At 59.0% G+C, this 25,072-nt stretch carries 19 protein-coding genes; 9 read left to right on the top strand and 10 right to left on the bottom strand.

Annotated elements, in window-relative coordinates; all coding sequences use genetic code 11:
• Nucleotides 1-2: 2 nt before the first annotated feature.
• From gspD to ACQ66M_RS00415, 3 genes are all read right to left on the bottom strand, one after another.
• Nucleotides 3-1,946: a type II secretion system secretin GspD gene (gene gspD, locus ACQ66M_RS00425; RefSeq protein WP_430401299.1), complete on the bottom strand. Its 1,944-nt coding sequence runs from the start codon at nucleotides 1,944-1,946 to the stop codon at nucleotides 3-5.
• Between the two features lies 1 nt (nucleotide 1,947).
• Entirely contained in the window at nucleotides 1,948-2,838 is an 891-nt protein-coding gene (locus tag ACQ66M_RS00420) for a type II secretion system protein N (protein WP_430401297.1), read from the bottom strand.
• A 212-nt stretch (nucleotides 2,839-3,050) separates the two neighbouring features.
• Nucleotides 3,051-3,365, bottom strand: coding sequence for a helix-turn-helix transcriptional regulator (locus ACQ66M_RS00415; RefSeq protein WP_430401295.1), 315 nt, complete (start codon nucleotides 3,363-3,365; stop codon nucleotides 3,051-3,053).
• Nucleotides 3,366-3,655: 290 nt separating this feature from the next.
• On the opposite strand from ACQ66M_RS00415, the gene ACQ66M_RS00410 reads away from it, so the two are divergent.
• Both ACQ66M_RS00410 and ACQ66M_RS00405 read left to right on the top strand, forming a co-directional pair.
• The gene (locus tag ACQ66M_RS00410; RefSeq protein ID WP_430401293.1) at nucleotides 3,656-6,418 is read left to right on the top strand and encodes a hypothetical protein; all 2,763 of its coding nucleotides are present in this window, start codon (nucleotides 3,656-3,658) and stop codon (nucleotides 6,416-6,418) included.
• Nucleotides 6,419-6,537: 119 nt separating this feature from the next.
• Entirely contained in the window at nucleotides 6,538-9,144 is a 2,607-nt protein-coding gene (locus tag ACQ66M_RS00405; protein WP_430401291.1) for a TonB-dependent receptor domain-containing protein, read from the top strand.
• An 89-nt stretch (nucleotides 9,145-9,233) separates the two neighbouring features.
• Here ACQ66M_RS00405 and purB read toward each other — a convergent pair whose 3' ends face one another.
• Nucleotides 9,234-10,532 (bottom strand): adenylosuccinate lyase, encoded by a 1,299-nt coding sequence (gene purB, locus ACQ66M_RS00400; protein ID WP_430401289.1) that lies wholly within the window; start codon nucleotides 10,530-10,532, stop codon nucleotides 9,234-9,236.
• Between the two features lie 183 nt (nucleotides 10,533-10,715).
• Between purB and ACQ66M_RS00395 the strand changes: the two genes are divergently transcribed.
• Together ACQ66M_RS00395 and ACQ66M_RS00390 are read left to right on the top strand one after the other, a co-directional pair.
• Nucleotides 10,716-11,690, top strand: coding sequence for a peptidoglycan-binding domain-containing protein (locus ACQ66M_RS00395; protein WP_430401287.1), 975 nt, complete (start codon nucleotides 10,716-10,718; stop codon nucleotides 11,688-11,690).
• Between the two features lie 74 nt (nucleotides 11,691-11,764).
• The gene (locus tag ACQ66M_RS00390; protein ID WP_430401285.1) at nucleotides 11,765-12,466 is read left to right on the top strand and encodes a VIT1/CCC1 transporter family protein; all 702 of its coding nucleotides are present in this window, start codon (nucleotides 11,765-11,767) and stop codon (nucleotides 12,464-12,466) included.
• A gap of 84 nt (nucleotides 12,467-12,550) precedes the next feature.
• On the opposite strand, the gene ACQ66M_RS00385 is transcribed toward ACQ66M_RS00390, so the two are convergent.
• Nucleotides 12,551-13,768: an NADP-dependent isocitrate dehydrogenase gene (locus ACQ66M_RS00385; protein WP_430401283.1), complete on the bottom strand. Its 1,218-nt coding sequence runs from the start codon at nucleotides 13,766-13,768 to the stop codon at nucleotides 12,551-12,553.
• A 77-nt stretch (nucleotides 13,769-13,845) separates the two neighbouring features.
• On the opposite strand from ACQ66M_RS00385, the gene ACQ66M_RS00380 reads away from it, so the two are divergent.
• Nucleotides 13,846-14,652 carry an RNA methyltransferase gene (locus tag ACQ66M_RS00380; protein ID WP_430401281.1) on the top strand — a complete coding sequence of 269 codons (807 nt, stop codon included), beginning with the start codon at nucleotides 13,846-13,848 and terminating at the stop codon, nucleotides 14,650-14,652.
• A gap of 1 nt (nucleotide 14,653) precedes the next feature.
• Here the strand turns inward: ACQ66M_RS00380 and ACQ66M_RS00375 are convergent, their stop codons facing one another.
• Complete coding sequence (locus ACQ66M_RS00375; RefSeq protein WP_350170973.1) at nucleotides 14,654-15,418, bottom strand: crotonase/enoyl-CoA hydratase family protein; 765 nt, start codon at nucleotides 15,416-15,418, stop codon at nucleotides 14,654-14,656.
• Between the two features lie 149 nt (nucleotides 15,419-15,567).
• Between ACQ66M_RS00375 and ACQ66M_RS00370 the strand changes: the two genes are divergently transcribed.
• A complete protein-coding gene (locus ACQ66M_RS00370) occupies nucleotides 15,568-16,761 on the top strand; it encodes an acyl-CoA dehydrogenase family protein (RefSeq protein WP_430401279.1) in 1,194 nt (397 codons plus the stop codon).
• A gap of 13 nt (nucleotides 16,762-16,774) precedes the next feature.
• Nucleotides 16,775-17,824 (top strand): acyl-CoA dehydrogenase family protein, encoded by a 1,050-nt coding sequence (locus tag ACQ66M_RS00365; RefSeq protein ID WP_430401277.1) that lies wholly within the window; start codon nucleotides 16,775-16,777, stop codon nucleotides 17,822-17,824.
• Here ACQ66M_RS00365 and ACQ66M_RS00360 read toward each other — a convergent pair whose 3' ends face one another.
• Complete coding sequence (locus ACQ66M_RS00360) at nucleotides 17,825-20,197, bottom strand: transketolase (protein ID WP_430401275.1); 2,373 nt, start codon at nucleotides 20,195-20,197, stop codon at nucleotides 17,825-17,827.
• Between the two features lie 140 nt (nucleotides 20,198-20,337).
• Nucleotides 20,338-21,258, bottom strand: coding sequence for a LysR family transcriptional regulator (locus ACQ66M_RS00355; protein WP_430401273.1), 921 nt, complete (start codon nucleotides 21,256-21,258; stop codon nucleotides 20,338-20,340).
• Nucleotides 21,259-21,361: 103 nt separating this feature from the next.
• On the opposite strand from ACQ66M_RS00355, the gene ACQ66M_RS00350 reads away from it, so the two are divergent.
• Nucleotides 21,362-21,940: a hypothetical protein gene (locus tag ACQ66M_RS00350; RefSeq protein ID WP_430401271.1), complete on the top strand. Its 579-nt coding sequence runs from the start codon at nucleotides 21,362-21,364 to the stop codon at nucleotides 21,938-21,940.
• Nucleotides 21,937-22,566: a GNAT family N-acetyltransferase gene (locus ACQ66M_RS00345; RefSeq protein WP_430401269.1), complete on the top strand. Its 630-nt coding sequence runs from the start codon at nucleotides 21,937-21,939 to the stop codon at nucleotides 22,564-22,566. Before ACQ66M_RS00350 ends, ACQ66M_RS00345 begins: the two co-directional genes overlap by 4 nt.
• A gap of 2 nt (nucleotides 22,567-22,568) precedes the next feature.
• Here ACQ66M_RS00345 and ACQ66M_RS00340 read toward each other — a convergent pair whose 3' ends face one another.
• Nucleotides 22,569-24,338: a glycoside hydrolase family 15 protein gene (locus ACQ66M_RS00340; RefSeq protein ID WP_430401267.1), complete on the bottom strand. Its 1,770-nt coding sequence runs from the start codon at nucleotides 24,336-24,338 to the stop codon at nucleotides 22,569-22,571.
• Nucleotides 24,335-25,066 carry a trehalose-phosphatase gene (gene otsB / locus ACQ66M_RS00335; protein ID WP_430401265.1) on the bottom strand — a complete coding sequence of 244 codons (732 nt, stop codon included), beginning with the start codon at nucleotides 25,064-25,066 and terminating at the stop codon, nucleotides 24,335-24,337. Before otsB ends, ACQ66M_RS00340 begins: the two co-directional genes overlap by 4 nt.
• Nucleotides 25,067-25,072 lie beyond the last annotated feature (6 nt).

Here is a 25,072-nt window from a genome sequence, read left to right as displayed (position 1 = left end):
GATTATTGCGGTGGTGGTGACCCGAGAACTTCGCTGACAAACGCGTCCAGTGAATTCACGTTCGACTTCTTGTCGTTCCAGAGTTCTTCGGCGCGCACGAAGCGATAGCTGCGCGAAGTGACTTCGCGGGCGCTCTCGCGGTCGCGGATGACGGTTGGGCGGATGAAGACCATGAGGTTGGTGCGCTTGGTCGCCTTGCCTTCTGACCGGAACAGGCGACCCGCAACCGGCATGTCGCCGAGAATGGGGACTTTTTCGTTGGCGATCGTATCGGATTGCTGGATCAACCCGCCAATGACGATTATTTCACCGCTGTCGGCGAGGACATCCGTTGTGATCTGGCGTTTGTTGAAGACAAGATCCGACGTCGCTGTCGAAATGGCACCATCGATGCTGGAGACCTCCTGGTTGATCTCCAGACGGACGGCATCGTCTGACGAAATGCGCGGCGTGACGTCAAGCCGGACGCCTATCTCCTTGCGATCTACAGTCTGGTAGGGGTTGGTATTGTCGGCGCCGAGAACCGTTCCGGTGATGATCGGGACTTCCTGCCCAACGAGGAGGGAAGAGGTTCCGTTGTCCAGTGTCATGTTGAACGGCTTCGACAGGACGCGAGAGTTCTTGTCGGATTCCACGGCTGTCAGGATGGCGCCGAACAGTGTGTTCCCATCCTGGCCGCCAACACCCGCGCTTATGCCTGACAGGCCAAGCAGGGACGAAACTGCAGCAGAGGCGAAAGGATTCGTATCACCGCTATTGAAGGGTGTGTCGCCGCTCAGGGCACCTGCAAGAGCCAGCAGGTTGGGGGCCGATCGCGAATAATTCGTCGAGACGAATGGTACTGACGAATTGCCCGTGCCGCTGAGCAGGAACTGCAGGCCGAGTTCACGCGCAGTGTCGTCGGACATCTCGACAATGATGGCCTCGACGAGGACCTGGGCGCGGCGCTTGTCGAGGTCCTGTATTACGCGTTCAAGGGTAAGCAGCGTTTCGCCCGGGGCGTTGATGACGAGCGAGTTGGTAGAGTCATGGAAGGCGATGGTGCTGGGCGTTACTTCGCCGCCCGCCTCGCCGCGCCTGAATGCCATGGCACCTGCGACTTTTTCGAGGATGGGAACAATGTCAGCAGCGTCAGCATTCTTCAGGGAGATGACGCGGAGCGTATCTTCGACGCGGTCGGTCGCGTCCAGCTGGTTCACGACTTTCAAGGCACGTTCAACCATCAGGTCGTCGCCGCGTATCACGATCGCGTTGCCGGAAGGGGATGCAATTGCCTGGAAGTTCGAGGCATAAGATTCCTCGCTACCAGACTTTTGCAGCGCCATCAGGATTGATTCCATTTCTCCCGATGGAATGTTCCTGAGCGAAATTGTTTCGGTGCGCGTACGATCTTCGTCCAGTCCGGCGACCAGCTGACGGATGCGCGGAATGTTCGAGCCATAGTCGACAACGACCAATGTGTTGGAACGCGGGTTGGCGATCACCTGACCTTGTGCGTCGACGATCGGCTTCACCATTTGCGCTGCTTCCAGCGCGTTGAAATTGTTGAGGTGGATGATCTCAGTGACCAGACTGTTGGCGCCTGTTGAACGCGTTCCCGCTTCGCTGACGGCGGATTGCTCCGGGATAATGCGATAGGTGTCCTTGCCGGCGGAAATGGCCGTGAAGCCATGAACACGCAGCGTGGACAGGAAGACATCAAAGACGCCTTCCTTCGAGAGAGGCGAGGATGATGTGACGGTGACGCGTTTGCCGCGAACATCGGGGTGAACGATGAAAGTGTATCCGGTCACGATGGAAACATCGGCAATAAGCGAACTCAGTTCGACATCGTCAAAATTAAGCACATGACGTGACGATTCCTTCGCAGACTCTCCGGTTAGTCCGAAGGCGGGCAAGGCTGTGGAGGCCAGCAAAACTGCCGACAGGCCAATGCGGAAATTCATTCTAATCTCCCTCAGGGAAGCGGAGCGTGACGGGCACAGAAGCGCCGTTGCGCTGTACCGTCATGGATAACTCGGTTGAATTCGACAGCCGCTCCGTGAAGCTCTGGATGTCGATTTCTCCGACAGGCCTGCCTTCAACCCTTGTGACAAGGTCACCGGGTTGGAGGCCAGTGCCTGACAGGTCGGATGGTGAGCGTGGGGACGTGATGCGATAGCCCGTCAGGACCCCTTCCAGATATACGGGAGCGATGTCGACCGATGCGAGCAATGACCGGGTCACAATGGCAGTCGGCGACTGAGAAATCGTGGCAGGACGGGGCGCGCCTTCGATCAAGCCGCTTTCTCCAGCACGCGAGAGGACAGCCAGTGAATCACTGCTGCTGTCCATCACCAGCGTTTCCAGCGCGCCTGACTTGCGGATGAGGACGCGGTCCTGCAGGACCCGATCAAGGGTGACGCCTTGAATGATCGCGTCGCCGGGATGATATGTCAGCGCCCGACCATCCGGGGTGAGGATGATAGCCGTTGGAACCTGGCGGGAAGTAAGCTCGCGGGTGTCTGACGCGACAAACCGCACGCCCTTCAGGGTCAAGTTGAGACTGGTCGCAGGTGCATCCGGAATAATGTCACCGCCGGGCGCCTGCGTTCCGAAGCGGCTTGAGCGCGTCAAAAGGGTGAGGTCGGCAGAGGCGAGATTGGAATTTGCCGATGCGGCGGCGGTTGTGGTGGGCAAGCGCAAGGGATGGCTGACCGCGCCGCCTGGTTCGACGAGGAGCCAGAGCAAACGCGCAGACAGCAGCCCCAGAATCGCGACCAGCAGGAATGTGAGGCCAACGCGCAGGCGTGGCAGGACATGCAGTGCCTTCTTCGAAAGAATGTCTATCTGGCTCATATTCGACTCTGACTGCAAAATCCCTGCCCGGATTGGATTGCCGGTTTACCTGTTAAACAGGTGAGCCATCGCCGGGCTCGGGTATTTAGAATGTTGATGAAGCAAACAGGTCAATAATGCCAAGCTGAATTGCAGATCATCGTTTTGATACTCAATAATTGGATGTTGTCCTGATAATGTACGGTTTTCTGTCATCTGGACATCAAAACCATTCAAAACAGCACGCTTGCCGGCACGTCCAGTGCTTCTGACAGCCTGCGCGCTGTCTTGAGGCCAAACGTCTGGCCGCGCTCGATTGCCGATATGTGATTGGGACGAATACCGCATAATTCGCTCAACTGACTTTGTGTCAGCAATCTCAGTTCGCGCATGACGCGAACCGGGTGTTCGCCGGCAGAAATACGCTTTTGCGCCTCTTCCGGAATGGCCGGTTCGGCCGTCGGCAATTCAGCCAGGGTCTTCTCAAGTTGCGCGACCTTCAGCTCAAGATCGATCAGGCGCCCCTCCAGTCTGTAAATAAGATCCATATTTTCCACCGAGGCAGCCCCCTTGGTTGCATTATTCCTCTGGGTCTCAACTGGCGCTCAATTATTCTGGATTTAACGCGCTCACATGTCGTTTTCGCGAAAGTTTTGTGACGGCACTTGCTATGGAAGTGTGAGTCCTGTGAGCGACCCTGCCTCAATACCAGAATGACTTCTGAGTGTCTTAAAAGCGAAATATATCCGTTAATTGTTTGTCATGGCCGACAGCTATTGAGCCGCTGACGGGGCCGCATCGGAGTCGGCCTGTCCAACGGTTAATTTAAGGGGTTCCAATGATATTTCGCAGGTCGGTTAGCGCGCTTGCGCTGTGCTTAGCAGCAGCGTGTTCGCAAGGAAGTAACATTGCTTCGCCGGGGCCAAGCAATCCAGGCACGCCTCCTGGTGGCGGTGGCGGTGGCGGCGGTGGCGGCGGCGGTACCGCTTCCTGCCCGGCAGGTTTCACGGAAGGCGCTGCAGTCGGCGGCCTCACGACCTGTAACCTTTCCGGCACCTATCTCGCCGACCTGACGCTTCCGTTTGTTTCGGGCATCGCTTATGCCGTCGACGGCCGGGTGGATATCGGCGTAGACGTCGGTGCTGACGGCACGGACCCTGACGGAACATCGGCAACGCTGACCATCGAGCCAGGCGTGACTGTTTTCGGTCGTTCCGGTGCTGATTATATCGTCGTCAATCGCGGTTCACAGATCGATGCAGACGGTAATGCAGCCAATCCGATCGTCATGACCAGCGCGAACGACCTTGTCCGCCGCGCGGACAGCGATCCGTCGAATGATTTTGGCGGCGACAATATCGGTGAATGGGGCGGCCTTGTGATTTTGGGCCAGGCGCCTATCAACCGCTGCCGCAATGCCGCAACGCCGGCGACAGTTGATTGCGACAACGTGGTTGAAGGCGTGAGCAACCCTGACGCCGTTTACGGCGGCGCTGACCCGACGGACAACAGTGGTACACTGCGTTACGTCTCATTGCGCTTCTCCGGGTTTGCAATCGGCACGGGCAACGAGCTGAACGGCATCACGCTTGCGGGTGTTGGTTCGGGCACGACGGTTGATTATGTCCAGGTCCACAACAGCTCGGACGACGGCATCGAATTCTTCGGCGGCACGGTTAACGCCAAGCACCTCGTGCTGACGGGCAATGATGATGACTCGCTCGACACCGACAATGGCTACAATGGTAGCATTCAGTATGCTGTCGTGAAGCAGCGTGCGGCTGGCGGTGACAACATGGTTGAAGCCAGCTCGGTTGCAGGTATCTCGCCTGCGTCCGACGCCAAGTTCTCCAACTTCACCTTCGTCGGTGATGCAGGCGGCAACGCCCTGCGCCTGAATACAGGTACGGTCGGCACATACGTCAACGGCATCGTGACCGACGTCACTGAATGTTTCCGCTGGGAAGCTTCGGCGGGTAATGGCGTGGCCGGCTACCAGGCGGGTGTAGACCCTGCGTTCAACTCGGTCCTGTTTGACTGCGCCGCTGGCGTGGAAACGGCAAACTCCGATACGGGTGCTGCAACAGCGGCAATCGCTGCGGGCACCAATAACTCGACAGCAACGGAAAGCACGCTCGCCGCATCTTTCTTCCCTGGCCCGAACGAAGCAGCTGTCACACCATTTGATGCGACAACGCTGTCTGCATCTTTCGATGCGACGACCTATATCGGCGCCTTTGGTCCGGCCGAAACGGAAACCCAGAACTGGGCATCCGGTTGGTCATTTGGTCTTTTCCCTGATCCGACGTGTCCGACCGGTACGACCGATTCAGGTCTCGAAATCGACGACCAAACGGTTTGCCGCATCACAGGTGTGATCACCGATGATGTTCGTCTGACGCGCGGAAATATCTACGAAGTTGTTGGACGTGTGAGTGTCGGTGTAGATGTCGGTGCCGATGGTGCGGCTGCTGATGGTGATCCAGCCACTCTGACGATTGAGTCCGGCGTCACCCTCTTCGGCGGAAGCGGCGCAGACTATATCGTCGTGAACCGCGGCTCCCAGATATTCTCGAACGGAACAAAGGAAAATCCGGTCGTCCTGACATCCGAAGCTGATGTCACCGGTACGCAACCAAACCCGGAAAACGCTATTGGCGAATGGGGCGGTCTGGTTATCCTCGGCCGCGCGCCGATCAACCGCTGCCGCAATGCAGCGACGCCTGCGACAGTCGATTGTGACAACGTGGTTGAAGGCGTGACCAATCCTGATGCGGTTTACGGCGGTGCCGTGCCAACCGACAATAGCGGTTCACTGCGTTACACGGTGATGAAGCATTCCGGTTTCGAGGTTACGACGGGCAATGAGCTGAACGGGATCACGCTAGCCGGTGTTGGTACGGGTACGACGGTTGATCATGTCCAGGTCCATAACAGTTCGGACGACGGTATCGAATTCTTCGGCGGCGGGGTGAACGCAACGCACCTCGTGCTGACGGGCAATGATGATGACTCGCTCGACACCGACAATGGCTACAATGGCAGCATTCAGTTCGTCATCGTGAAGCAGCGTGCGGCCGGTGGTGACAACATGGTTGAAGCCAGCTCGGTTGCAGGCATTTCGCCGCCTTCCGATGCCAAGGTCTCCAACTTCACCTTCCTTGGTGAAGCTGGCGGTAACGCTTTCCGCCTGAACACAGGTACGGTCGGCACCTACGTCAATGGCGTGGTGAAGGAAGTCACGGAATGCTTCCGCTGGGAATCTTCGGCAGGCAATGGCGTGGCAGGTTACCAGGCAGGTGTGGACCCGGCGTTCAACTCGGTGCTGTTTGATTGCGCCGCTGGCGTGGAAACGGCAAACTCCGATCCGGGTGCTGCAACAGCAGCCATCGCAGCGGGCACCAATAACTCCACGGCAACGGCAAGCACCCTGATCAACAGTTTCATCAATGGTGCAGCCGAGTCGGCCGTCACGGCCTTCGATGTAACGGGCCTGTCTGCTGACCTTGAGCCAGTCGACTATATCGGTGCCGTCGAGAACGCCTCGGACACCTGGTGGCAGGGTTGGTCGTGCGGCCTCGAAGCCAGCGATCCTTGTTAAGTTGAGAACCGCCGGGATGGCCACGCAAGCCGTGCGCCATCCCGGCACTTTCATTTCAGGGCAGATACCGAGGTTCTCGATTGGAAGCCTCAGATCCACGCCAAGCTAGGTCAAGAAAAATGCACATCACTTCCGTCAAATACAAATGGTTGCTGTCGACAGCAATCATGCTTGCTTTATCGCCCGTCGCGGGCGCGCAGGAAGCAACACCTCCTGCAGAAACGCCCGAAGAGAGCCGCACCCTCCAGACTGTGGTCGTGCGCGGGCAGTTCATTCCGGAACCGCAGCGTGAAACGTCCCAGGTTGCGACTTTCCTGTCGACCGAGGATCTGGCGCGTCAAGGCGATTCCAACGCGGCGCTTGCCCTGACCCGTCTCAGTGGTCTGAGCATCGTATCCGGACGCTTCGCCTTCGTGCGGGGCCTTGGCGATCGGTATTCGTCGGCCTTGCTCAACGGATCACCGCTTCCAAGCCCTGAACCTCTGCGTCGTACTGTGCCGCTTGACCTGTTCCCGTCGAGCGTCCTGGCTGGTGCGGCCGTCCAGAAGACATACTCGGCCAATTATCCGGGTGAATTTGGCGGTGGTGTGATTGACCTTCAGACGCTTCGCCAGCCGTCCGAGAATTTTCTGACGGTCAAGGGCGGCATTTCGGCCAACACTGAAACGACTGGATCAGATGGACTGTACGTCAATGGCGGCGACCTCGACTGGTCGGGTTACGATGACGGCCTCCGGGACATTCCGGGACCATTGGCTGCAATTCTTGCATCCGGAGAACGGCTGAGCGATCAAACCCCAGAACAGATCGAGACCATTGGCGAGAGCCTGGTCAATTCGCCCTTGTCGGTCATCCAGCAGGGTGAGCTCGGTCCGGATCCAAGTGGCTCGATCGAGGGCGGCCTGATCCTTGACAAAGGCCAGTACGATATCGGCCTGATCGGCGTTGTCGGTTTTGACTCTGGATGGACAACCAGAGATGCCATCCGTCAATCAGTAGAAGCTGGCGTGCTCGGCAGCGACCAGAACCAGTTCTCTACAACTTATGATGCCACGCTTAATGCGCTCGGATCAGGCTCCATCGGTTGGGGCGAAAACGAGATCCAGGCCACAATGTTCTATGTCCATACGACTTCGAAGCAGGCAGAAATCACCACCGGCACGGACTTCAACGCACCGGGCGCCACAGGTGAGATCTTTGATGAATCGAGCGGCTGGTTCGAACGTGAACTGGCATTCTTCCAGTTGCGCGGTGAACATGGAATTGGAGACCTGGATCTGAACTGGCGCGGCGCATATGCTGTCTCCACACGTGACGCGCCTTATGACCGTTCACTCCGTCGCAGCCCCGATGCGGATGGCGTGCCACTGTATTCCACGGCTAACAATTACAACATTGTCTTCTCCGACCTTGAGGACACGATTGCCAGCTTTGGTGCGGACGCCACGTATACTGTGGACATCGGAAACGCCAAGGAACTGGTGATGTCAGGTGGTTTTGACGTTGCGTCGACTGATCGCGACTACAACTATCTGTCCCTTCGCTTCGTCGGTGGTAACGCCCTGCCGGCAGACGCGCAGGCCGCACGACCTGATTACCTGTTTTCTCCCGACAATATCGATCCTGCACGGTTTTTCCTGCAGGAAGTCATTACGCCAAATGACTCCTATTCAGGTGCGCTCGATGTCAACGCATTCTATGTGCAGACGGAGCTGGACATTCTCGACTATGTCCGCGGAACGGTTGGCTTCCGGTACGAAGATGCTGAGCAAACCGTGGAGACGTTCGACCGGTTCGGGAATCAGGGTGCTGGTGACGTGAATCTCAGCAACGACTATGTCCTGCCTGCGTTGACCCTGACATGGAACTTTGCAGACGACCTGCAGTTGCGTGCCGGCTATTCGCAAACGATTGCCCGTCCGCAATTTCGCGAACTTGCACTGTCGTCCTTCGTTGATCCAGAGACTGATCGTACCTACCGCGGGAACAGTGGCCTGGTGGACAGCGAACTGAAAAACTATGACGCTCGCCTGGAATATTATCTTGGTCGCAATCAGTTCGTGACACTGGGAGCGTTCTACAAGGACATCAAGAATCCGATCGAGGAAGTGCAGTATTCGACAGCGTCTTTCGTGTTCGAGACAACCTTCATCAACAGCCCGAAAGCAGAGCTGTATGGTGCGGAGCTCGAATACAGGACCAATTTCAGCATGCCGATCTCCAATCCCTGGATGGATGATCGCGAATGGCTGTTCTCGGCGAACTACACTTACACGGCTTCTGAAGTCCAGGCACAGGATGAGGATCAGGTGTTCGATCCAATCTCGCGTTCACTCCGTGATGCATCCCTTTTCGGGCTTGATGGATCAGACCTTCAGGGCACGCCGGAAAACATTCTGAACGCACAATTTGGCTGGCAAAGCGACGTCGAGCAGATGACGCTTCTCGTCGGCTGGGTTGATGAACGTATCCTGCAGCGTGGGTTTGGCGTGGGCGCGGCAGCACTGCCGGACGTGATCGAAGATCCCGGTATACAGCTGGATCTCGTCTACAATCGTGACTTCACGATTGCTGGCCGGGAACTGTCGCTCGGTTTGAAAGGGCGTAACCTTCTGGGTGAAAAGCACACCGAGTATCAGACGTCTGAAAGCGAAATAGGCCGTACCGAGTACAATACGTATGAGCGCGGCACGACCATCTCGGCCAGCCTGTCCACGACATTCTAGTCAGGCGTTGCCCAGTACATGACAAAACACCCCGCAGCGTGCTGCGGGGTGTTTTTTATCTGGTAGAACTCAGTGTGAAGAGTATGCCTTCAAGCGGTTCCGAAAACGCGTTCGAAAATCGTGTCGACATGTTTGAAGTGATATTCGAGGTCGAACAGGTTTTCGAGGTCAGCGTCAGTAAGCTTCGCTGATACGTCCGGGTCTGCCTTGAGCAGGTCGAGCAAATTGCCTTCGCCGCGCCAGGTGCGCATGGCGTTTCGCTGAACGAGGGAATAGGAATCTTCGCGGCTGATGCCATGTTCGACGAGTGCGAGCAGGATGCGCTGGGAATTGTGAAGGCCGCCCATGCTTTCAATCGTGCGCAGCATGTTCTCTGGATAAACAACAAGGTTTTCCACCACACCCGCGAGGCGGTGCAAGGCAAAGTCAAGGTGAATCGTTGCGTCCGGACCGATACCGCGCTCGACGGAGGAGTGCGAAATATCGCGTTCGTGCCAAAGGGCGACGTTTTCCAGCGCAGGCGTAACGGCCGACCGGACGAGCCGTGCGAGACCCGTCAGGTTTTCGGTGAGAACGGGATTGCGCTTGTGTGGCATGGCAGATGAGCCCTTCTGTCCGGCAGAGAAGAACTCCTCGGCTTCCAGCACTTCAGTCCGCTGCAGGTGGCGCACTTCGGTGGCGAGGCGTTCGACCGATGATGCGATCACGCCCAGCACGGCGAAAAACATGGCATGGCGGTCGCGCGGAATAACCTGTGTGGAAACAGGCTCGACGATAAGGCCAAGCTTGGCGGCAACGTGCGCTTCGATGGCCGGGTCGATATTGGCGAACGTACCGACTGCACCTGATATTGCACAGGTCGCGATCTCTTCGCGCGCCATTTCGAGGCGGGTCCGTGCGCGCTGGAATTCCGCGTGAAACGTTGCCAGCTTGAGGCCGAACGTCGTCGGTTCTGCATGTATTCCATGACTGCGACCAATTGTGGGGGTGAACTTGTGCTCACGCGCGCGTTTTTCAAGGGCGGTGAGCACACGGTCGAGACCTGTCATCAGAAGATCGGCGGCACGAACGAGCTGAACACTGAGGCAGGTGTCGAGTACATCTGACGAGGTCATGCCCTTGTGAAGGAAGCGGGCTTCGCCGCCCACATGTTCTGCGACATTGGTCAGGAAGGCGATGACGTCATGCTTCACTTCGCGTTCAATCGTGTCGATACGCTCGACTTCGAACGTGCCACGCTCGCGCACGGCCTGCGTGACGCCCGCTGGTATGATGCCGAGATTTTCCATGGCTTCGGCGGCAAGCGTTTCGATCTCGAGCCAGATGCCAAAACGTGTCTCGGGAGACCAGATTTCAGCCATTTCAGGACGGGTGTACCGGGGAATCATATCGCGCCTCTCTGCTTGTGAGGCCCGTATAGCCCGGAATCCCTCGAATGCCAGTGCCAGCGGGCCACACGAATCAAATCCTGCAGGGGCTGAACGGTCTGGTCGGTGGCCTGGCGCTGGTTTAAACACGGTGAAGATGCATGATTGACGCGGGGAGGCTGACCGCGGCCAGGGGAATGAAGTATGAGCAAGTTGATTATCGCTTCGATCGCAGCCATCGCGCTTTCCGGGTGCGTCCTTGCGCAGGAGGGTGAGGCCCACCCACCCGCGTCGGATGCCGGTTCCTGCTTCGCGCGCGTATTGGTCCCTGAAACGACCGAGATCGTAACGGAACAGATGATTGATGAACCCGAGCGAACCGAGGTGAAATTCATTCCGGCGGTATTCGAGACTTACACACAAGAGGTGTTGGTCACGGAAGCCTCCAAGGCCTACACGGTGATTCCGGCGCAATTCATCACACAAACCGAACAGATTCTGGAGGAACCGGAGCGTATCGAGACCAGAATCATTCCTGCCAGTTTCGAGACATATACAGAGAAGGTGCTCGTTAGGCCTGCTTATACGACCTGGAAGCCGGGGGCAGGTTTCCATGGCGGAAATATCCCGGATGAGGGTGAAGAGGCCGGATCTGCTGTGTCGACCGGGGAACCACTGGGGCGGGTGGAGGTGCCCGCGCAGTATGAGGACGTCACACGCACACGCTTGGTGAACCCGGAGCGAGCGGAGACGAAGGTCATTCCAGCGCGATACCGGACGATATCCCGGCAAATCGTGGAGTCGCCTGCCCGGGTTGTGGAGGAGGAAGTTCCGGCAGTGTACGAAACCATCACCCTGCAGAGAGTGGTTAGGCCGGCGCAGGAAGAGACGATTGTCATTCCAGCAACATACCGCACTGTCGAGAAGCGCGTGGTGACGGGCGGAGGCAGCGTTGAGCGGCGAGAGAGCCTGTGTGACACAAATGCCTCTCCGGAGACGATACAGGCGGTGCAGCAGGCGCTGAACGAAAAAGGTTACACCGTTCCGGCAGACGGCGATTTTGGACCGGAGACGCGCAAGGCGATGGAAGACTACCAACGCGCCAATGGACTCCCTGTGGGCCACCTGACTGTCAGTACCGTAGAATCCCTGGGTGTTTCGGTGAACCAGGTCGATTAATACGGAATCTGACGCATTCTGCGGTTGTCTCTTGCGCTTGACCGTGCAGGAAGTCGCCTTCAACGAGGACTCGTATGGCTCGGTCTCATTTTCATCATGAACATCATCGGTTGTCCCGGATCGGCTGGATGCGGGCTGCCGTGTTGGGAGCGAATGACGGCATCGTATCCACGGCCAGCCTGATCATCGGGGTGGCTTCGGCCTCTGCCGGCCAGGGCGAGATTGCTGTTGCAGGTATTGCCGCGCTGGTTGCCGGAGCCATGTCGATGGCAGCGGGTGAATACGTGTCAGTCAGTTCGCAGTCCGATGCCGAACAGGCAGAGCTCGCCAAAGAGCGACAGGAACTGATCGACTTGCCAGAAGCAGAGCATGCGGAACTGGCCGACATATATGAGGCGAGAGGCCTGAATCCGGAGACGGCCAAGGAGGTTGCGAGCCAGTTGATGGCGGACGATCCGCTGAGAGCGCATGCACGCGACGAACTCGGCATAACCGATCTGAGCGTGGCACAGCCGGTACAGGCCGCAATATCATCCGCAATTTCTTTCGCCGTCGGTGCAGCCTTGCCTCTGTCACTGATCTGGCTGGTGCCGCTCGGTATGCTTGTACCTGTCGAAGCGGCAGCGTCGCTTGTGTTCCTGGCCTTGCTCGGCGCTGTGGGGGCGAAGGCAGGCGGGGCCAGCATATGGCGGCCAACCCTGCGGGTGACATTCTGGGGCGCACTGGCCATGGCACTGACGGCAGGGATTGGCCATCTGGTTGGCGGGGTGATCTAGACTGATGTTCGCAGGCGTAGGCCAGAAAAAGAAAACCCCGGCACAGTCGAGTGCCGGGGTTTTTTTGCGCATTAGGCGAGACGCCTAGGACTTCGCCATTTCCGCTTTCAGGTTTTCCGAGACTTTCTCGATAAAGCCTTCGGTCGTCAGCCATTCCTGATCGGGACCCACGAGGAGTGCGAGATCCTTTGTCATGTAACCGGCCTCCACTGTCTTCACGATGGTCTGCTCCAGAGTCTGAGCAAATGCCTGAACGTCAGGTGTGCCATCCATGCGGCCACGATGGCTCAGGCCTTGCGTCCAGGCATAGATCGAGGCGATCGAGTTCGTCGAGGTGGCTTCGCCCTTCTGGTGGTTGCGGTAGTGGCGCGTGACAGTGCCGTGAGCGGCTTCGGCTTCGACCGTGTTGCCATCGGGCGTCATCAGAACCGATGTCATCAGGCCCAGCGAGCCGTAGCCCTGGGCAACGGTGTCGGACTGCACGTCGCCGTCATAGTTCTTACAGGCCCAGACATAGCCACCCGACCATTTCATCGCCGCTGCCACCATGTCGTCGATCAGGCGATGCTCATACGTGCCGCCGAACGCTTTGAACTTGTCCGCAAATTCCGTGTCAAAAATTTCCTGGAACAGGTCCTTGAAGCGGCCGTCATAGGCCTTGAGGATCGTGTTCTTGGTCGACAGGTAGACGGGCCACTTGCGCTGGAGGCCGTAGTTGAAGCTGGCGCGGGCGAAGTCGCGGATCGACTGGTCGAGGTTGTACATGCCCATGGCAATACCGGCTTCGGGAAAGTCGAAGACTTCCTTTTCGATCTTTTCGCCATTCTCGCCGACCCAGGTCATGGTCAACTTGCCCTTGCCGGGCACAAGAAAGTCAGTGGCCTTGTACTGGTCGCCGAAGGCGTGGCGGCCAATGACGACTGGCTTTGTCCAGCCAGGAACAAGGCGCGGGACGTTGGAGATAACGATCGGCTCGCGAAAAACGACGCCGCCAAGAATGTTGCGGATCGTGCCGTTTGGGCTGCGCCACATCTTCTTGAGCTTGAACTCTTCAACACGCTGTTCGTCAGGTGTGATCGTGGCACACTTGACTGCAACGCCGTATTTCTTGGTGGCTTCAGCCGCGTCGACGGTGATCTGGTCATCAGTCTCGTCGCGCTTCTGGATCGACAGGTCATAATACTTCAGATCGACATCCAGGTAGGGATGGATCAGCTTGTCCTTGATGAGTTGCCAGATAATGCGGGTCATCTCGTCCCCGTCCATTTCGACAATCGGGTTCTTGACCTTGATCTTAGCCATGTTTTGTAATCCTTGCGGTTGAAGCTATTGGACTGCGCTATAGCAGAGCGGCTGCCCGCGTCAAAACAGGTTCCACCATGTCAGAACAGCGCAGACCCTGCGTCATCCTTCATTCCCCGCAACTTGGCGAAAATATTGGCGCTGCGGCGCGTGTGATGCGCAATTTTGGCCTCACGGACCTGCGCCTGGTTTCCCCGCGCGATGGCTGGCCAAATCCGGCCGCAGAAACGATGTCAGCGGGAGCGTTCGACGCGGGCGTGACTGTGAGTGTGCATGAAACACTGCAGGGCGCGCTGGAGGGTGTGACTTACCTGATCGCAGCGACGGCGCGGTTGCGGGGCATCGAGAAGCGCGTGACGGATGCGGTGGGGGCGGCGAAGGCTGCGCATGGGCGGTCTGTGGCCGGGAAGGGTGTTGCAGCCGTGATGTTCGGGGGGGAAAAGTCGGGCCTGCCGAACGAGGCGGTGGCCCTGGCTGATCTTCTGATGACCTATCCGGTAAATCCCGAATTCAAGAGCCTGAACCTCGCGCAGGCGGTTTGCGTGTTTGCGCACGAGTGGGGCAAGCTCAATGCAGCGGAAAACCCGGCTGATTATCCTTCGCAGAGCCATGTCACACCCGTCGGGGCGCCAGCGGACGCCGACACGGAAGGATCACCGCCCGCAGCGCGCGATGATGTGTTCCGGATGTTCGAACATTTCGAGACAGAGCTGGAACGGGCCGGGTATTTCTTTCCGCCGGCAAAAACGCCCCTGATGAAGGACAATCTGCGTGCAGCCCTCATCCGGGCGGACTGGACCGAGCAGGAAGTGCAGACTTTCCGCGGCGCGATCAAGGCGCTGGCCCTCGGCCGCGGAAAGGCACGTGTCGTGCGAGAGGACTAGGCTATTTGCCTTTCCAGACCGGCGCACGCTTTTCGATAAACGCAAGCGGGCCCTCCTTGAAGTCTTCCGTTCCGACAAGGCCGGCAAAGGCCTTGCCGCTGGCACGCCAGAGGTTTTCGTCATTGTCGGTCAGAGCGGCTGCCGCGACCTTGCGGCTGGCCTGAACGGCCAGTGGCGCATTTGCGATGATGCGGTCAGCCAGTTTCGTGGCTTCGTCCATGACGTCCGCTTCGGGGACGACCTTGTTGACCATACCGAGTTCGTAGGCGCGCTGCGAGGGCAGCGGGTCACCTGTCAGGATCACTTCGAGCGCTGTCGGCATGCCGATGACGCGGGGCAGGCGGAACAGGCCACCCGCAGCGGCAGCGAGCGAGCGTTTGACTTCCGGCAGGCCGAAATTCGTGGTGTCGGCGCACACGATCATGTCGCAGGAGAGCGCAATCTCGGTGCCGCCAGCAAGTGCGCTGCCGGTGATGGCTGCGATGAGCGGCTTGGTGCGCTCACGCTTCACGATGCCCGCAAAGCCGCCTTTTTCGGTGCCAAGCTTGCCGCCATTTCCGGCGTTGATTTCTTTCAGGTCTGCTCCCGCGCAGAATGCCTTGCCATTGGCGGTAAGGATGGCAACCCAGATTTCCGGATCGTCTTCGAAACGGTCAAGTGCGCTCTCGATCCCGGTGGCCATGACGCCGTTGATGGCGTTGCGGGCTTCCGGACGGTTGAGCGTGATGATCGCGAGATGGCCTCGGGTTTCATATTCGACTGACATTGGGGCGGTCCTCCATATTGGTTTGACTGACACTAGGGTGGCTTACGCTGCGTTCAGCAAGCAGAAAGACGCGAAAGCGCCAAACTCCTCTTGGCAGCCGCAAGGGAAGGGCTGCCAGTGTCCCGAAAAAATCAGGGAGCTTCGCGACCATGGATCTAACATTCAGCCCGGAATATGAGGCCTTCCGCCAGGAAGTGGCCGACATTCTTGCCGCAAATGCGCACCTCGCGCCGACCAGTGACGACAAGGGGATGAAGAATCCCAGGCGGCTGGCCTGGCAGAAGCTTTTGATCGAAAAAGGCCTCGCGGCACGCACCATTCCGACCGAGTATGGTGGGTATGGCGCTGAGCCCGATATCCTGAAGTCGCGTATCATTGCCGAGGAATTCGCCCGGTCGGGCCTTCCGCGTGCGATGTCCAATCAAGGCATTTCAATGCTTGTGCCGACATTGCTGGAACTCGGCACGCCGCAGCAGAAGGCGGCTTATATTCGGCCAACTTTGCACGGCGAAATGATCTGGTGCCAGGGCTATTCGGAGCCGGGTGCGGGATCGGACCTTGCGGCGCTGCGTACAGCGGCAGTGGAAGACGGCGATGATTACGTGATCAATGGCAGCAAGATCTGGACATCGACCGCCAAGCAGGCTGACATGATCTTCTGCCTTGTGCGGACGGACCCTGGCGCCAAGAAGCACCTTGGTATTTCCTACATCCTGTTCCCGATGGACACGCCTGGCATCGAGGTGCGGCCACTGGTCGACATGACCGGCACGGCGAATTTCAATGAGGTGTTCTTCACCGATGTGCGCGTACCCAAGAGCGGGATCGTGTTCGAGGCCAACAAGGGCTGGCAGGTCGCCAATGCGACCCTGACCCACGAGCGGGGCATGCTGGGTGACCCGAACGCGACCAAGGCACGCCTTGTCGAGCTGGTCGAGATGATGAAGCGGGAGAGGGTGAATGGCGAGCGCCTGATCGACAATCCGCTACTGCGCGACCGTTTGTTGAAATTGCAAGGTGAAGTCTATGCGATGCAGGCGAACGGACTTCGGATCACGACTCATAGCCTCAAGAGGGAGAGTGCAGGCCTCGCGGGTCTCATCGTGAAGCTGATGGGGTGCGAACTCAACCACGAGATTGCGCGGCTGGCGATTGATGCGCTGGGCGAGCTGGGCGTGATGTACGAGCAGGGCGAGCATTTGAGGGCCGATGGCGCGTGGCAGGCGCGCTACATGTACGACCTTGGCCTGATCATTGGCGGGGGCACGGCGCAAATCCAGAAGAATATCATCGCGGAACGGGGCCTTGGCCTGCCGCGCGAACCCAAACCGGCCAAGGCCTGAGAGGAGAAGACCGATGGAATTTGCGCTCTCTGAAGACCAGCGCATGTTGCAGGACAGTCTGAACGGCTTCCTGAAGGATGCCGCATCGCTCGATACCATTCGCAAGATCGCGGTCGGGGATGAAGCATCTGGTGCCGTACTGGCATCGGGGCTGGATGAACTTGGGCTCGCCGGGCTTCACGTCTCTGAAGACCATGGCGGGCTGGGCCTCGGCCTGTTGGATGCCTGTGTTGTGCAGGAAGCGCTCGGCTATGCGATTGCGCCTAGCCGGTTCATGGCGACGACCGTGGCCGCGCATGCCATGCGGTTTGCCGGGGAAGAGTACCTGCCGGGGATCGCTTCGGGCGAGACCAGGATGGGGCTGGCTATGACCGAGCTGTCATCGCGCCGCGATGGAGCCGGCGTGACGGTGGAAAAAGACAAGCTTTCGGGCACCTCGCTGCTGGCGCTGTCTGCAGAGGGATCGACGCATTTGCTGGCTGCAGATATCAGCGGCGTACTTCATGTCGTGGAGACGCCGGAGCTTGCGGTGATGCACACAATCGACCGGACGCGGATTTTCTCGGAAGTGCGCTTTGGTGGTCAGACGAGCGAAATGACGCTGAAACGTGACGATGAAGTGCTGGCAGCGGCGCGGCTGCTGGTGGCGGCCGATACACTGGGCGCGGCGCAGGCCATGTTGGACAAGGCAGTGGCCTATGCGGGCGAGCGCCAGCAATTCGGGCGCGTGATTGGTTCGTTCCAGGCTGTAAAGCACATGTGCGCCGAGATGGCTGCGCGGCTGGAGCCGTCACGGGCGCTGATCTGGCATGCGGCGCATGCGCTGGATACTCGCGAGCCGGAAGGACTGGTCATGGCGACACTGGCGAAGTCGCACCTCGCCGAAGCCGGCACGTTCATCGCGCGGACAGCGACAGAAGTGCATGGCGGAATGGGGTTCACGGACCTTGTCGGCCTGCATTACTGGTTCAAACGGATCGGCGTGAACAGGCAGCTCTTCGGCAGCCCGGAACAATGCCGCAGCGATGCGGCGCGCCTGCAGGGATGGCTTGAAACGGCCTGATCAGATGACCTTGCCGGGCGACAGGTGGCTCGCCGCCGAGACAATGGCTTCGGCATCGATCTGGAAGTGGCGGTAGAGGTCGCGAATCGTGCCGGTCTGGCCGAAATGTTCGACACCGAGCGGCGTCGTCGCGTGGCCTTTCACGCCGCCGATCCAGGCGAGCGTGGCGGGGTGACCATCGGTGACGGTGATGAGCGTGCAGTCGCGGGGCACCAGTTCCATCAGGCGTTCGATCTGGCTTTTTGCGCCCTTGTTGCCGCGGACTCTGGCTCGGCGGGCTGCGGTCCAGCCTGAATTGAGGCGGTCTGCAGAGGTGACAGCAAGGACACCGATATCGCGGCGATTATTGCCGATGCGCCCGGCGGCCTTGATGGCTTCGGGCGCGACGCAGCCCTGATAGGCGATCACGATCTCACAATTCGGGCCGGGCTTGCGCAGCCAGTAACCGCCGTCAATAACGCCCTGCCGGAAGGTGTCGTCGCCGCGATCAGACCACCGGACCTGTTCCAGCTGGCGCGTGGTGAGGCGCAGATAGACTGAACCGCCCGTCTCGTCGCGCAGCCAGGTGCGCTCGTCAGGGTCTCCGTCACCATCGCGCTGGAGATAGTCGAACGACCAGTCCATGATGATTGAAAGTTCGTCGAGGAATGCGGGCTCGAACGAGACGAGGCCGTCCTGGCTCATGCCGATGAGCTGTGCGCCGATTGACTGGTGAGCGCCGCCCTCGGGGGCGAGCGTGACCCCCGAGGGCGTGCCGACGATGATGAAACGCGCATCCTGGTAGCAGGCATAGTTCAGCGCATCGAGGCCGCGGGCGATGAAGGGGTCGTAGACCGTGCCGATGGGGATAAGGCGCTCGCCGAACAGGGAATGCGACAGGCCCGCCGCGCCGAGTAGCAGGAAGAGGTTCATTTCGGCAATGCCGAGTTCGATATGCTGGCCGGTCGGGGAGAACTGCCATTTTTGCGTCGACGGGATCTGCTGGTCGCGGAACGTGTCTCCCTTGGCCTCGCGGGCGAAAAGGGATCGCCGGTTCACCCAGGGGCCAAGATTGGTCGAGACGGTGACATCCGGCGATGTCGTGACGATGCGGTCGGCGAGTTCGGATTTCGACTTGGCGAGGGCATCCAGGATCTTGCCGAAACCAGCTTGCGTGGACTGGACATCATCGTCGAGAAAAATCGGTCCGGAACTGGCGACCCGGGGCGCAATGAAGCGGCGGGGGCCGCCTTCGAAGAACCGAACGCTCCGCAGGAAGGCGTTGAGGGCATCCGGGTCTTCGGCGCCTGCCATGGGGGCCCATTCCTCGCCTTCGGCGATTCCCATCCTGGCCTGGAAGTCGGCCATCTGGGCCTTGTTCATCAGGCCGGCATGATTGTCCTTGTGACCGGCGAGCGGCGTGCCCCAGCCCTTAATCGTGTAAGCGAGGAAGACGGTGGGCGTATCATCGGTGATGGAGTCAAAGGCCTCTGTCAGGGTCTCGATGCACTGGCCGCCGAGATTGTTCATTAGCGCACTCAGTTCATCATCACTCCGTTTCGAGAGGAGGGCGGTGACGTCTCCCTGGTCGCCGAGATCATCCATCAGCCGTTTGCGCCAGGAGGCGCCACCCTGATAGGTCAAGGCGGAATAGTCAGTATTCGGACAGGACTGGATCCATTCCCTCAGCGCCTCGCCACCGGCCTCTGCGAACGCCGCACGCTGCAGCGCGCCATGGCGCAGCACGACGGTGCGCCAGCCGAATGCCTTGAAGATGGCTTCGACCTTTTCCCAGAGTCCTTCGTGCACGACGCCGTCGAGGCTCTGGCGGTTATAGTCGATGATCCACCATGTATTGCGCAGGTCGTGCTTCCAGCCTTCCTGCAGGCACTCGTAGACGTTGCCTTCGTCGAGTTCGGCGTCGCCCACCAGCGCGACCATCCGGCCGAGCGTCCGGTGTGCGGCCCATGGCTTGGCTTCGAGATAGTCTTGCACGATCGATGCGAAGGCGGTTTCCGCAACGCCGAGGCCGACCGAGCCTGTGGAAAAGTCCACATCGTCAATGTCCTTGGTGCGGCTGGGATAGGACTGCGCGCCGCCATAGCCGCGAAAGTTCTGGAGCTTCTCAAGTGTCTGATTGCCCATCAGGTAGTGCATGGCGTGGTAGACCGGTGCGGCATGCGGTTTGACGGCGACACGATCTTCCGGGCGCAGTGTGTGGAAATAGAGCGCGGTCATGATCGAGACCATGGAGGCGCAGGAAGCCTGATGACCGCCGACCTTTACATCATCGTCGCGCTTGTCGCGCAGGTGGTTCGCATTGTGGACGGTCCAGGCCGACAGCCAGAGCAGGCGTTGCTCGAGGGCCTTGAGATGATCGAGTTCGCTCGGCATTGGCAGATTCCTGTTGTGCGACGATGTCCCAGACCTAGCGGGAAAGACCGTGCGCGGGAATAGGAAAACCGGAGTGAAATTCTTCGCATTATGCGCCTTCGTCGGCGTATTGGTGTCTCGAAACTGATGCTTCCTGTTGTTTATGGTCGTACGAGGGTTTGGCGAAACCAGTCGGATCTTGATGGATCGAAGGCTTGGCGCAACCATTCGATGGCGACCTGGCCTCGACCGAGGCGCCGGATGCGTTCGGAATAGCTGAGCCAGAACTGGATCGATGCCATGGCCGGAAGGGGCAAGGGGATAAGTGCCGGATAAGCAGTCGAAATATAGGACGGGAGTACGGCGACACCGCCGCCAGCCAGACAAGATGAGATAAGTGTGGCCGTGCAATTGGTGACCAGCGAAAACGGGATCAGCTGTCTCGCCAGCTCGGCGCCGTTTGCCCAGCTTTTTGACTGATGAGTATAGCCTTCGTGCAGTAAGTACCGGTGTTCATGAAAGTCAGACAGGCTAGTGGCAACGCCATTTTGATCGAGATAGTCCTGTGACGCGAAACAAAGATAGTGAACGACGCCCAGGCGGCGGCAGATGAGCTCGCTGCGTGTGGGCGGTTCATACTGGATCGCAATATCTGCTTCATTGTCGAGCAGGTCCGGAACACGATCTGTGGCCGAGAGGGTCAGCTCCACGCCGGGATGACGGATCTTAAATTCCGGCTGCCGCGGCGCGAGCCAATAGGGGCCAAGTGCATCGCATGTCACGATATGAACCGGGCCTGTATCAGGCGTATCGGTATCTGAGACGTCATCATGCGCTGCAGAGACAATATCAGCCATGAGATTGGCGTGACGCAGCAGAAGGCGGCCTGCCTCAGTCAGGTCAATCCCCCTGGTGGATCGCTTCAGGAGCTCCGTTCGGAGGGCGTGTTCAAGCTCGCTGATGCGCCGGCTGATTGTGGGGACTGATCCACCCAGTTTTTCGGCCGCGGCAGACATGCTGCCCAGTTCGGCGACGGCGCGGAAAATCCGCATGCGATCCCAGTCAAATGTCTCGTTCAGCACGTGCGTCCCCTTTCACGGGTGTAATCCCCCGTTTCATCTGTCGGTAAAGCCACACTGCAACGCCTGTGGCATCACTCAAGTACGCCTGTAGTGGTAAATGAATATGAATACAATCAGAAATAGTTCTTCAGGTTATGGCCTGATCGACGTGGTGCGCGTGGCTGAGAAGGGCGCGGAATTCGGCTTTCGCCGGGCGACCCGTTCGGAGCTCGAACAGGGGATTTCGCTCGCCGAGTCTCTGATGTCTTCAAAGATTGCCTCTCCCGACGCTGTCGCCGAAATGGATCGGATCACGGCGATGACGGCGTGGGTGACCGGAGACCCCGTCGAAGGCATTTTCCTGACCTTGCCCCTGTCTCAGAAGGGTGAGGCGGCGGTGAGGGATGGATCCTACAATCCGGCGAGCCCTGATCCGGCACATCTGTGTGCCAATGGTGAGGGATGCGCGGCGTTCTATATCGGCGTTTATGCCGGTGCGACGCGTGAGGCGCGCCGAAACGTGATGACGGCGGCGGCTGTCATGCGTGTGGAACTGTTCAGTGCCTATCCATGCTTTGCGCGCGGCGCGACCGAGGATGGACGGCGATCCATGAAAGGCCTGGGCTTCAAGCCCTGTAAAGGCGGCCTTGCAGACCTCTTTGTCCAGGAAGCGCTCACACCTGTTTCAGGGGAGTTGGCGTGACCAGCCGGCCCTTGATTGGAGAGTCGGTATTGTGTCGCGCCGTTCCCGCCGGAGCGTTTGAGCATTACACAGCGCGGCCAGTGCGGACCCTTGAGGACTTCCAGAAGATGGTATCCATCCGTGCGGCGGTTTTCATGGCTGAGCAGGCGTGCCCGTACACGGAGGAGTTTGACGGTAATGACCTGTGTGCCACTCACTTTCTCGTTTTTGACGGTGAAAATGCGGTCGGTTCACTCAGGATGAGATGGTTTGCTGGCTTTGCCAAACTGGAGCGCGTTGTTCTGCTGCGCAATGAGAGGGGCCGCCCGGCGCTGCAGGTGATACTGGCTGAGGCATTCGAACTGGCGACGCGAAAAGGTTACCGGTTGATGATCGCGCAGATCCAGTCGCGACTATGGCCGGTCTGGTCGCGCACGTTCCGGTGCAAGCAGGCTGAAGGGCGCCCACATTTCTCATTCTCGGATTTCGATTATCTTGAGATCGAAATTCCTCTACCCGAACATCCGCAGGCGTTAAAGCCTGCGACGGATCCCATGGTCATGATCCGCCCCGAGGGGAAATGGGACGTTCCGGGCGTGCTCGACGCGTCGGCCGCGCGATCTGGAACGCCTGTTCCTGCTGCCTGAATCTAGATGACGGACGTCCAGGGTTTGCTGAGCAGGGCTGCCGAATTTATGATGCCAACCATGCAATAGGTTTGCGGAAAGTTGCCCCAGAGGTCGCCTGTGGCGGGATCAACATCTTCCGAAAGCAGGCCCACATGGTTGCGACTGGCGAGGACAGATTCGAACATTTCGCGAGCCTCGTCTGCGCGGCCAACGCGAAACAAGGCATCGATATGCCAGAATGTGCAGGCGGTGAAGGCAGTCTTCGGACGTCCGAAATCGTCTTCGGTCTTGTAGCGATAGACGTGGTTTCCTTCGCGAAGGGTCTTATCGATTGCATCGACGGTTGCGATGTAGCGCGCGTCACCTGCAGGCAGGAACCCAATTTCGGCCATGAGCAGCACCGATGCGTCGAGTTCGCCGCCGCCAAAGGCGGCCGTGAAGGCGCCAATGTCGGGATTCCACGCCTTTTCAACAATCGTCTGGTGGATGATCGCGGCGCGCTCCGACCAATACGTTGCCCGATCCGGCAGGCCAAGATGCGCGGCGATTTTTGACAGGCGGTCGCAAGCGGCCCAACACATGATCGCAGATGACGTGTGCACGTTTGCAATCGTCCGGAATTCCCAGATGCCGGCATCCGGTGTGTCGTGCACGGCGAAGGCGCGTTCACCGACAGGTTCGAGCTGGCGAAACTCGGCAATGCCTGGCGGCGAAAGCAGGCGATGATCAAAGAAGGATTGCGCCACGCCAAGAACGACCTGGCCATAGACGTCATGCTGGACATGTTCAGCTGCCTGGTTGCCGCGGCGGACCGGGCCCATCCCGCGATAACCGGGCAGGTGCATGGCGATCTCTTCAGTGAGGTCGGCCTCAAGACCAATGCCATAGACTGGCTGAATGTGTCCGCCGCGTGACTGGGCGACGATGTTGCGAACCCAGCGCATGTAATGTTCCAGCGTGCCCATGGCCGACAGGCGGTTCAAGGCAGACACCGTGAAATAGGCATCACGGATCCAGCAGAAGCGGTAGTCCCAGTTTCGCTCTGACCCTTCGTGTTCGGGAACAGAGGTTGTAAGCGCAGCGACAATGCCGCCGGTTTCCTCGAACACACAGAGTTTCAGCGTAATGGCGGCACGAATGGTGGCTTCCTGCCATTCAAACGGTACGGCGAGGTTGCGCGACCATTTTGACCAGTATTTCCGCGTGCGTTCTTCCCAGTCGAGCGTGATGACATCGACCGTATCGGTGAGTGACTCATCCGCACCGAGGATAAAAGAGACATCATGCTCGAGGAGGAAGCTTGTGCCGGACAGGACGTAGGAAACAGGCGCATCCGTGGTGACCCGGAACGCAAGTTCGCCGTCGGTAAAGCGGATATGATTGACGCCGCGTACCGAAGGCAGTTGCCGCGCGCCCCAGTCAGTCTGGGGCGTCAGTGTGATCCGGACGCGGGGCGTGCCGGAGACAACATGGAATCGGCGCACGATTGATACCGGGCGAAATACACGGCCCCGGTTTTCGAACCGGGGTGCGAAATCGACGATTTCAAGTATGGCGCCATCTTCTGCCTCCAGACGTGTGCGGAGAATGGCGGTATTGGCATCATAGGATTGTGACCGGGATTTCAGCCCGTCAATCCAGACACTGAAAGTGCCGGAACCGCCCAATAGCTGATTGAAGACGGGCTCACCATCAAAGCGCGGCAGGCAAAGCCACTGATAGTCACCCTCAGCGCTGACCAGACCGGCAATGGTTCCGTTGCCGACAATGCCCATATCCAATGTGCTCATTCGGTTGCAAACTCCCTCAATAGTGCGTGCACGTCATCTACCGCCGGCATGTGATGGCGCGCGGCCGTTTTGCCTTCACCGATCTTGACCGCAATACCGCCAGCGCTCTGGGCAGCGATAAACGCGTCCTCATCAGTGGTGTCGTCTCCGATCATCACCGGGCGACGCCCTGCGAAGGGTTCCGTCTGAATCGCTTTCAGCAGGCAGGCGCCCTTGTTGGCTGCGGCAGGCTTGGCTTCGTAGACCATCTTTCCATGTTGCAGACTATAGTCCGGGAAAGCGTCGATGACCTGTCTCAGGGCGGTGCCAAGCGCCGATTCGACTGAAGGCGCAGCGCGGTAATGCACGGCAAGCACCGGCCCTTTCGGTTCTACGTGAACGCCGGGATGCCGGTTCGCAATATTGGAGAATGTGTCGATCAGGTCTTTTGGTGCGGCCGCTATGCGGTTACCAGAATGTTCGCCCGGAGCCAGCGCGCGCAGGCCATGGTTGCCGAAGCGCCAGATCGCTTGCGGCACCCGCTTGGCGAGGTCATCGGCATCACGTCCGGAAATGATGGCAAGCGCGCCGCTCAAGCGATTGGCGCAGGCCTCTAATACCAAGGCCATGCCATCTGCAAGGCAGACAGATTTCGCATCATCCTGAAGGTGCGCGAGCGTTCCGTCGAAGTCGAGAAAGACGGCGTCCTGCGCCGAGAGCGCAAAGGTTCGTTGAGGAGTACAGGGCATGACCTG

It is taken from the genome of Hyphomonas sp. (assembly GCF_965284475.1).
Taxonomy (GTDB): domain Bacteria; phylum Pseudomonadota; class Alphaproteobacteria; order Caulobacterales; family Hyphomonadaceae; genus Hyphomonas.
This window is presented reverse-complemented; position numbering and strand designations above follow the sequence as displayed.

Excerpts from the sequence above, each read along its gene's own strand:
- gspD (WP_430401299.1), bottom strand. The coding sequence starts at position 1,946 with ATGAATTTCCGCATTGGCCTGTCGGCAGTTTTGCTGGCCTCCACAGCC.
- ACQ66M_RS00420 (WP_430401297.1), bottom strand. The coding sequence starts at position 2,838 with ATGAGCCAGATAGACATTCTTTCGAAGAAGGCACTGCATGTCCTGCCA.
- ACQ66M_RS00415 (WP_430401295.1), bottom strand. The coding sequence starts at position 3,365 with ATGGATCTTATTTACAGACTGGAGGGGCGCCTGATCGATCTTGAGCTG.
- ACQ66M_RS00410 (WP_430401293.1), top strand. The coding sequence starts at position 3,656 with ATGATATTTCGCAGGTCGGTTAGCGCGCTTGCGCTGTGCTTAGCAGCA.
- ACQ66M_RS00405 (WP_430401291.1), top strand. The coding sequence starts at position 6,538 with ATGCACATCACTTCCGTCAAATACAAATGGTTGCTGTCGACAGCAATC.
- purB (WP_430401289.1), bottom strand. The coding sequence starts at position 10,532 with ATGATTCCCCGGTACACCCGTCCTGAAATGGCTGAAATCTGGTCTCCC.
- ACQ66M_RS00395 (WP_430401287.1), top strand. The coding sequence starts at position 10,716 with ATGAGCAAGTTGATTATCGCTTCGATCGCAGCCATCGCGCTTTCCGGG.
- ACQ66M_RS00390 (WP_430401285.1), top strand. The coding sequence starts at position 11,765 with ATGGCTCGGTCTCATTTTCATCATGAACATCATCGGTTGTCCCGGATC.
- ACQ66M_RS00385 (WP_430401283.1), bottom strand. The coding sequence starts at position 13,768 with ATGGCTAAGATCAAGGTCAAGAACCCGATTGTCGAAATGGACGGGGAC.
- ACQ66M_RS00380 (WP_430401281.1), top strand. The coding sequence starts at position 13,846 with ATGTCAGAACAGCGCAGACCCTGCGTCATCCTTCATTCCCCGCAACTT.
- ACQ66M_RS00375 (WP_350170973.1), bottom strand. The coding sequence starts at position 15,418 with ATGTCAGTCGAATATGAAACCCGAGGCCATCTCGCGATCATCACGCTC.
- ACQ66M_RS00370 (WP_430401279.1), top strand. The coding sequence starts at position 15,568 with ATGGATCTAACATTCAGCCCGGAATATGAGGCCTTCCGCCAGGAAGTG.
- ACQ66M_RS00365 (WP_430401277.1), top strand. The coding sequence starts at position 16,775 with ATGGAATTTGCGCTCTCTGAAGACCAGCGCATGTTGCAGGACAGTCTG.
- ACQ66M_RS00360 (WP_430401275.1), bottom strand. The coding sequence starts at position 20,197 with ATGCCGAGCGAACTCGATCATCTCAAGGCCCTCGAGCAACGCCTGCTC.
- ACQ66M_RS00350 (WP_430401271.1), top strand. The coding sequence starts at position 21,362 with ATGAATACAATCAGAAATAGTTCTTCAGGTTATGGCCTGATCGACGTG.
- ACQ66M_RS00340 (WP_430401267.1), bottom strand. The coding sequence starts at position 24,338 with ATGAGCACATTGGATATGGGCATTGTCGGCAACGGAACCATTGCCGGT.
- otsB (WP_430401265.1), bottom strand. The coding sequence starts at position 25,066 with ATGCCCTGTACTCCTCAACGAACCTTTGCGCTCTCGGCGCAGGACGCC.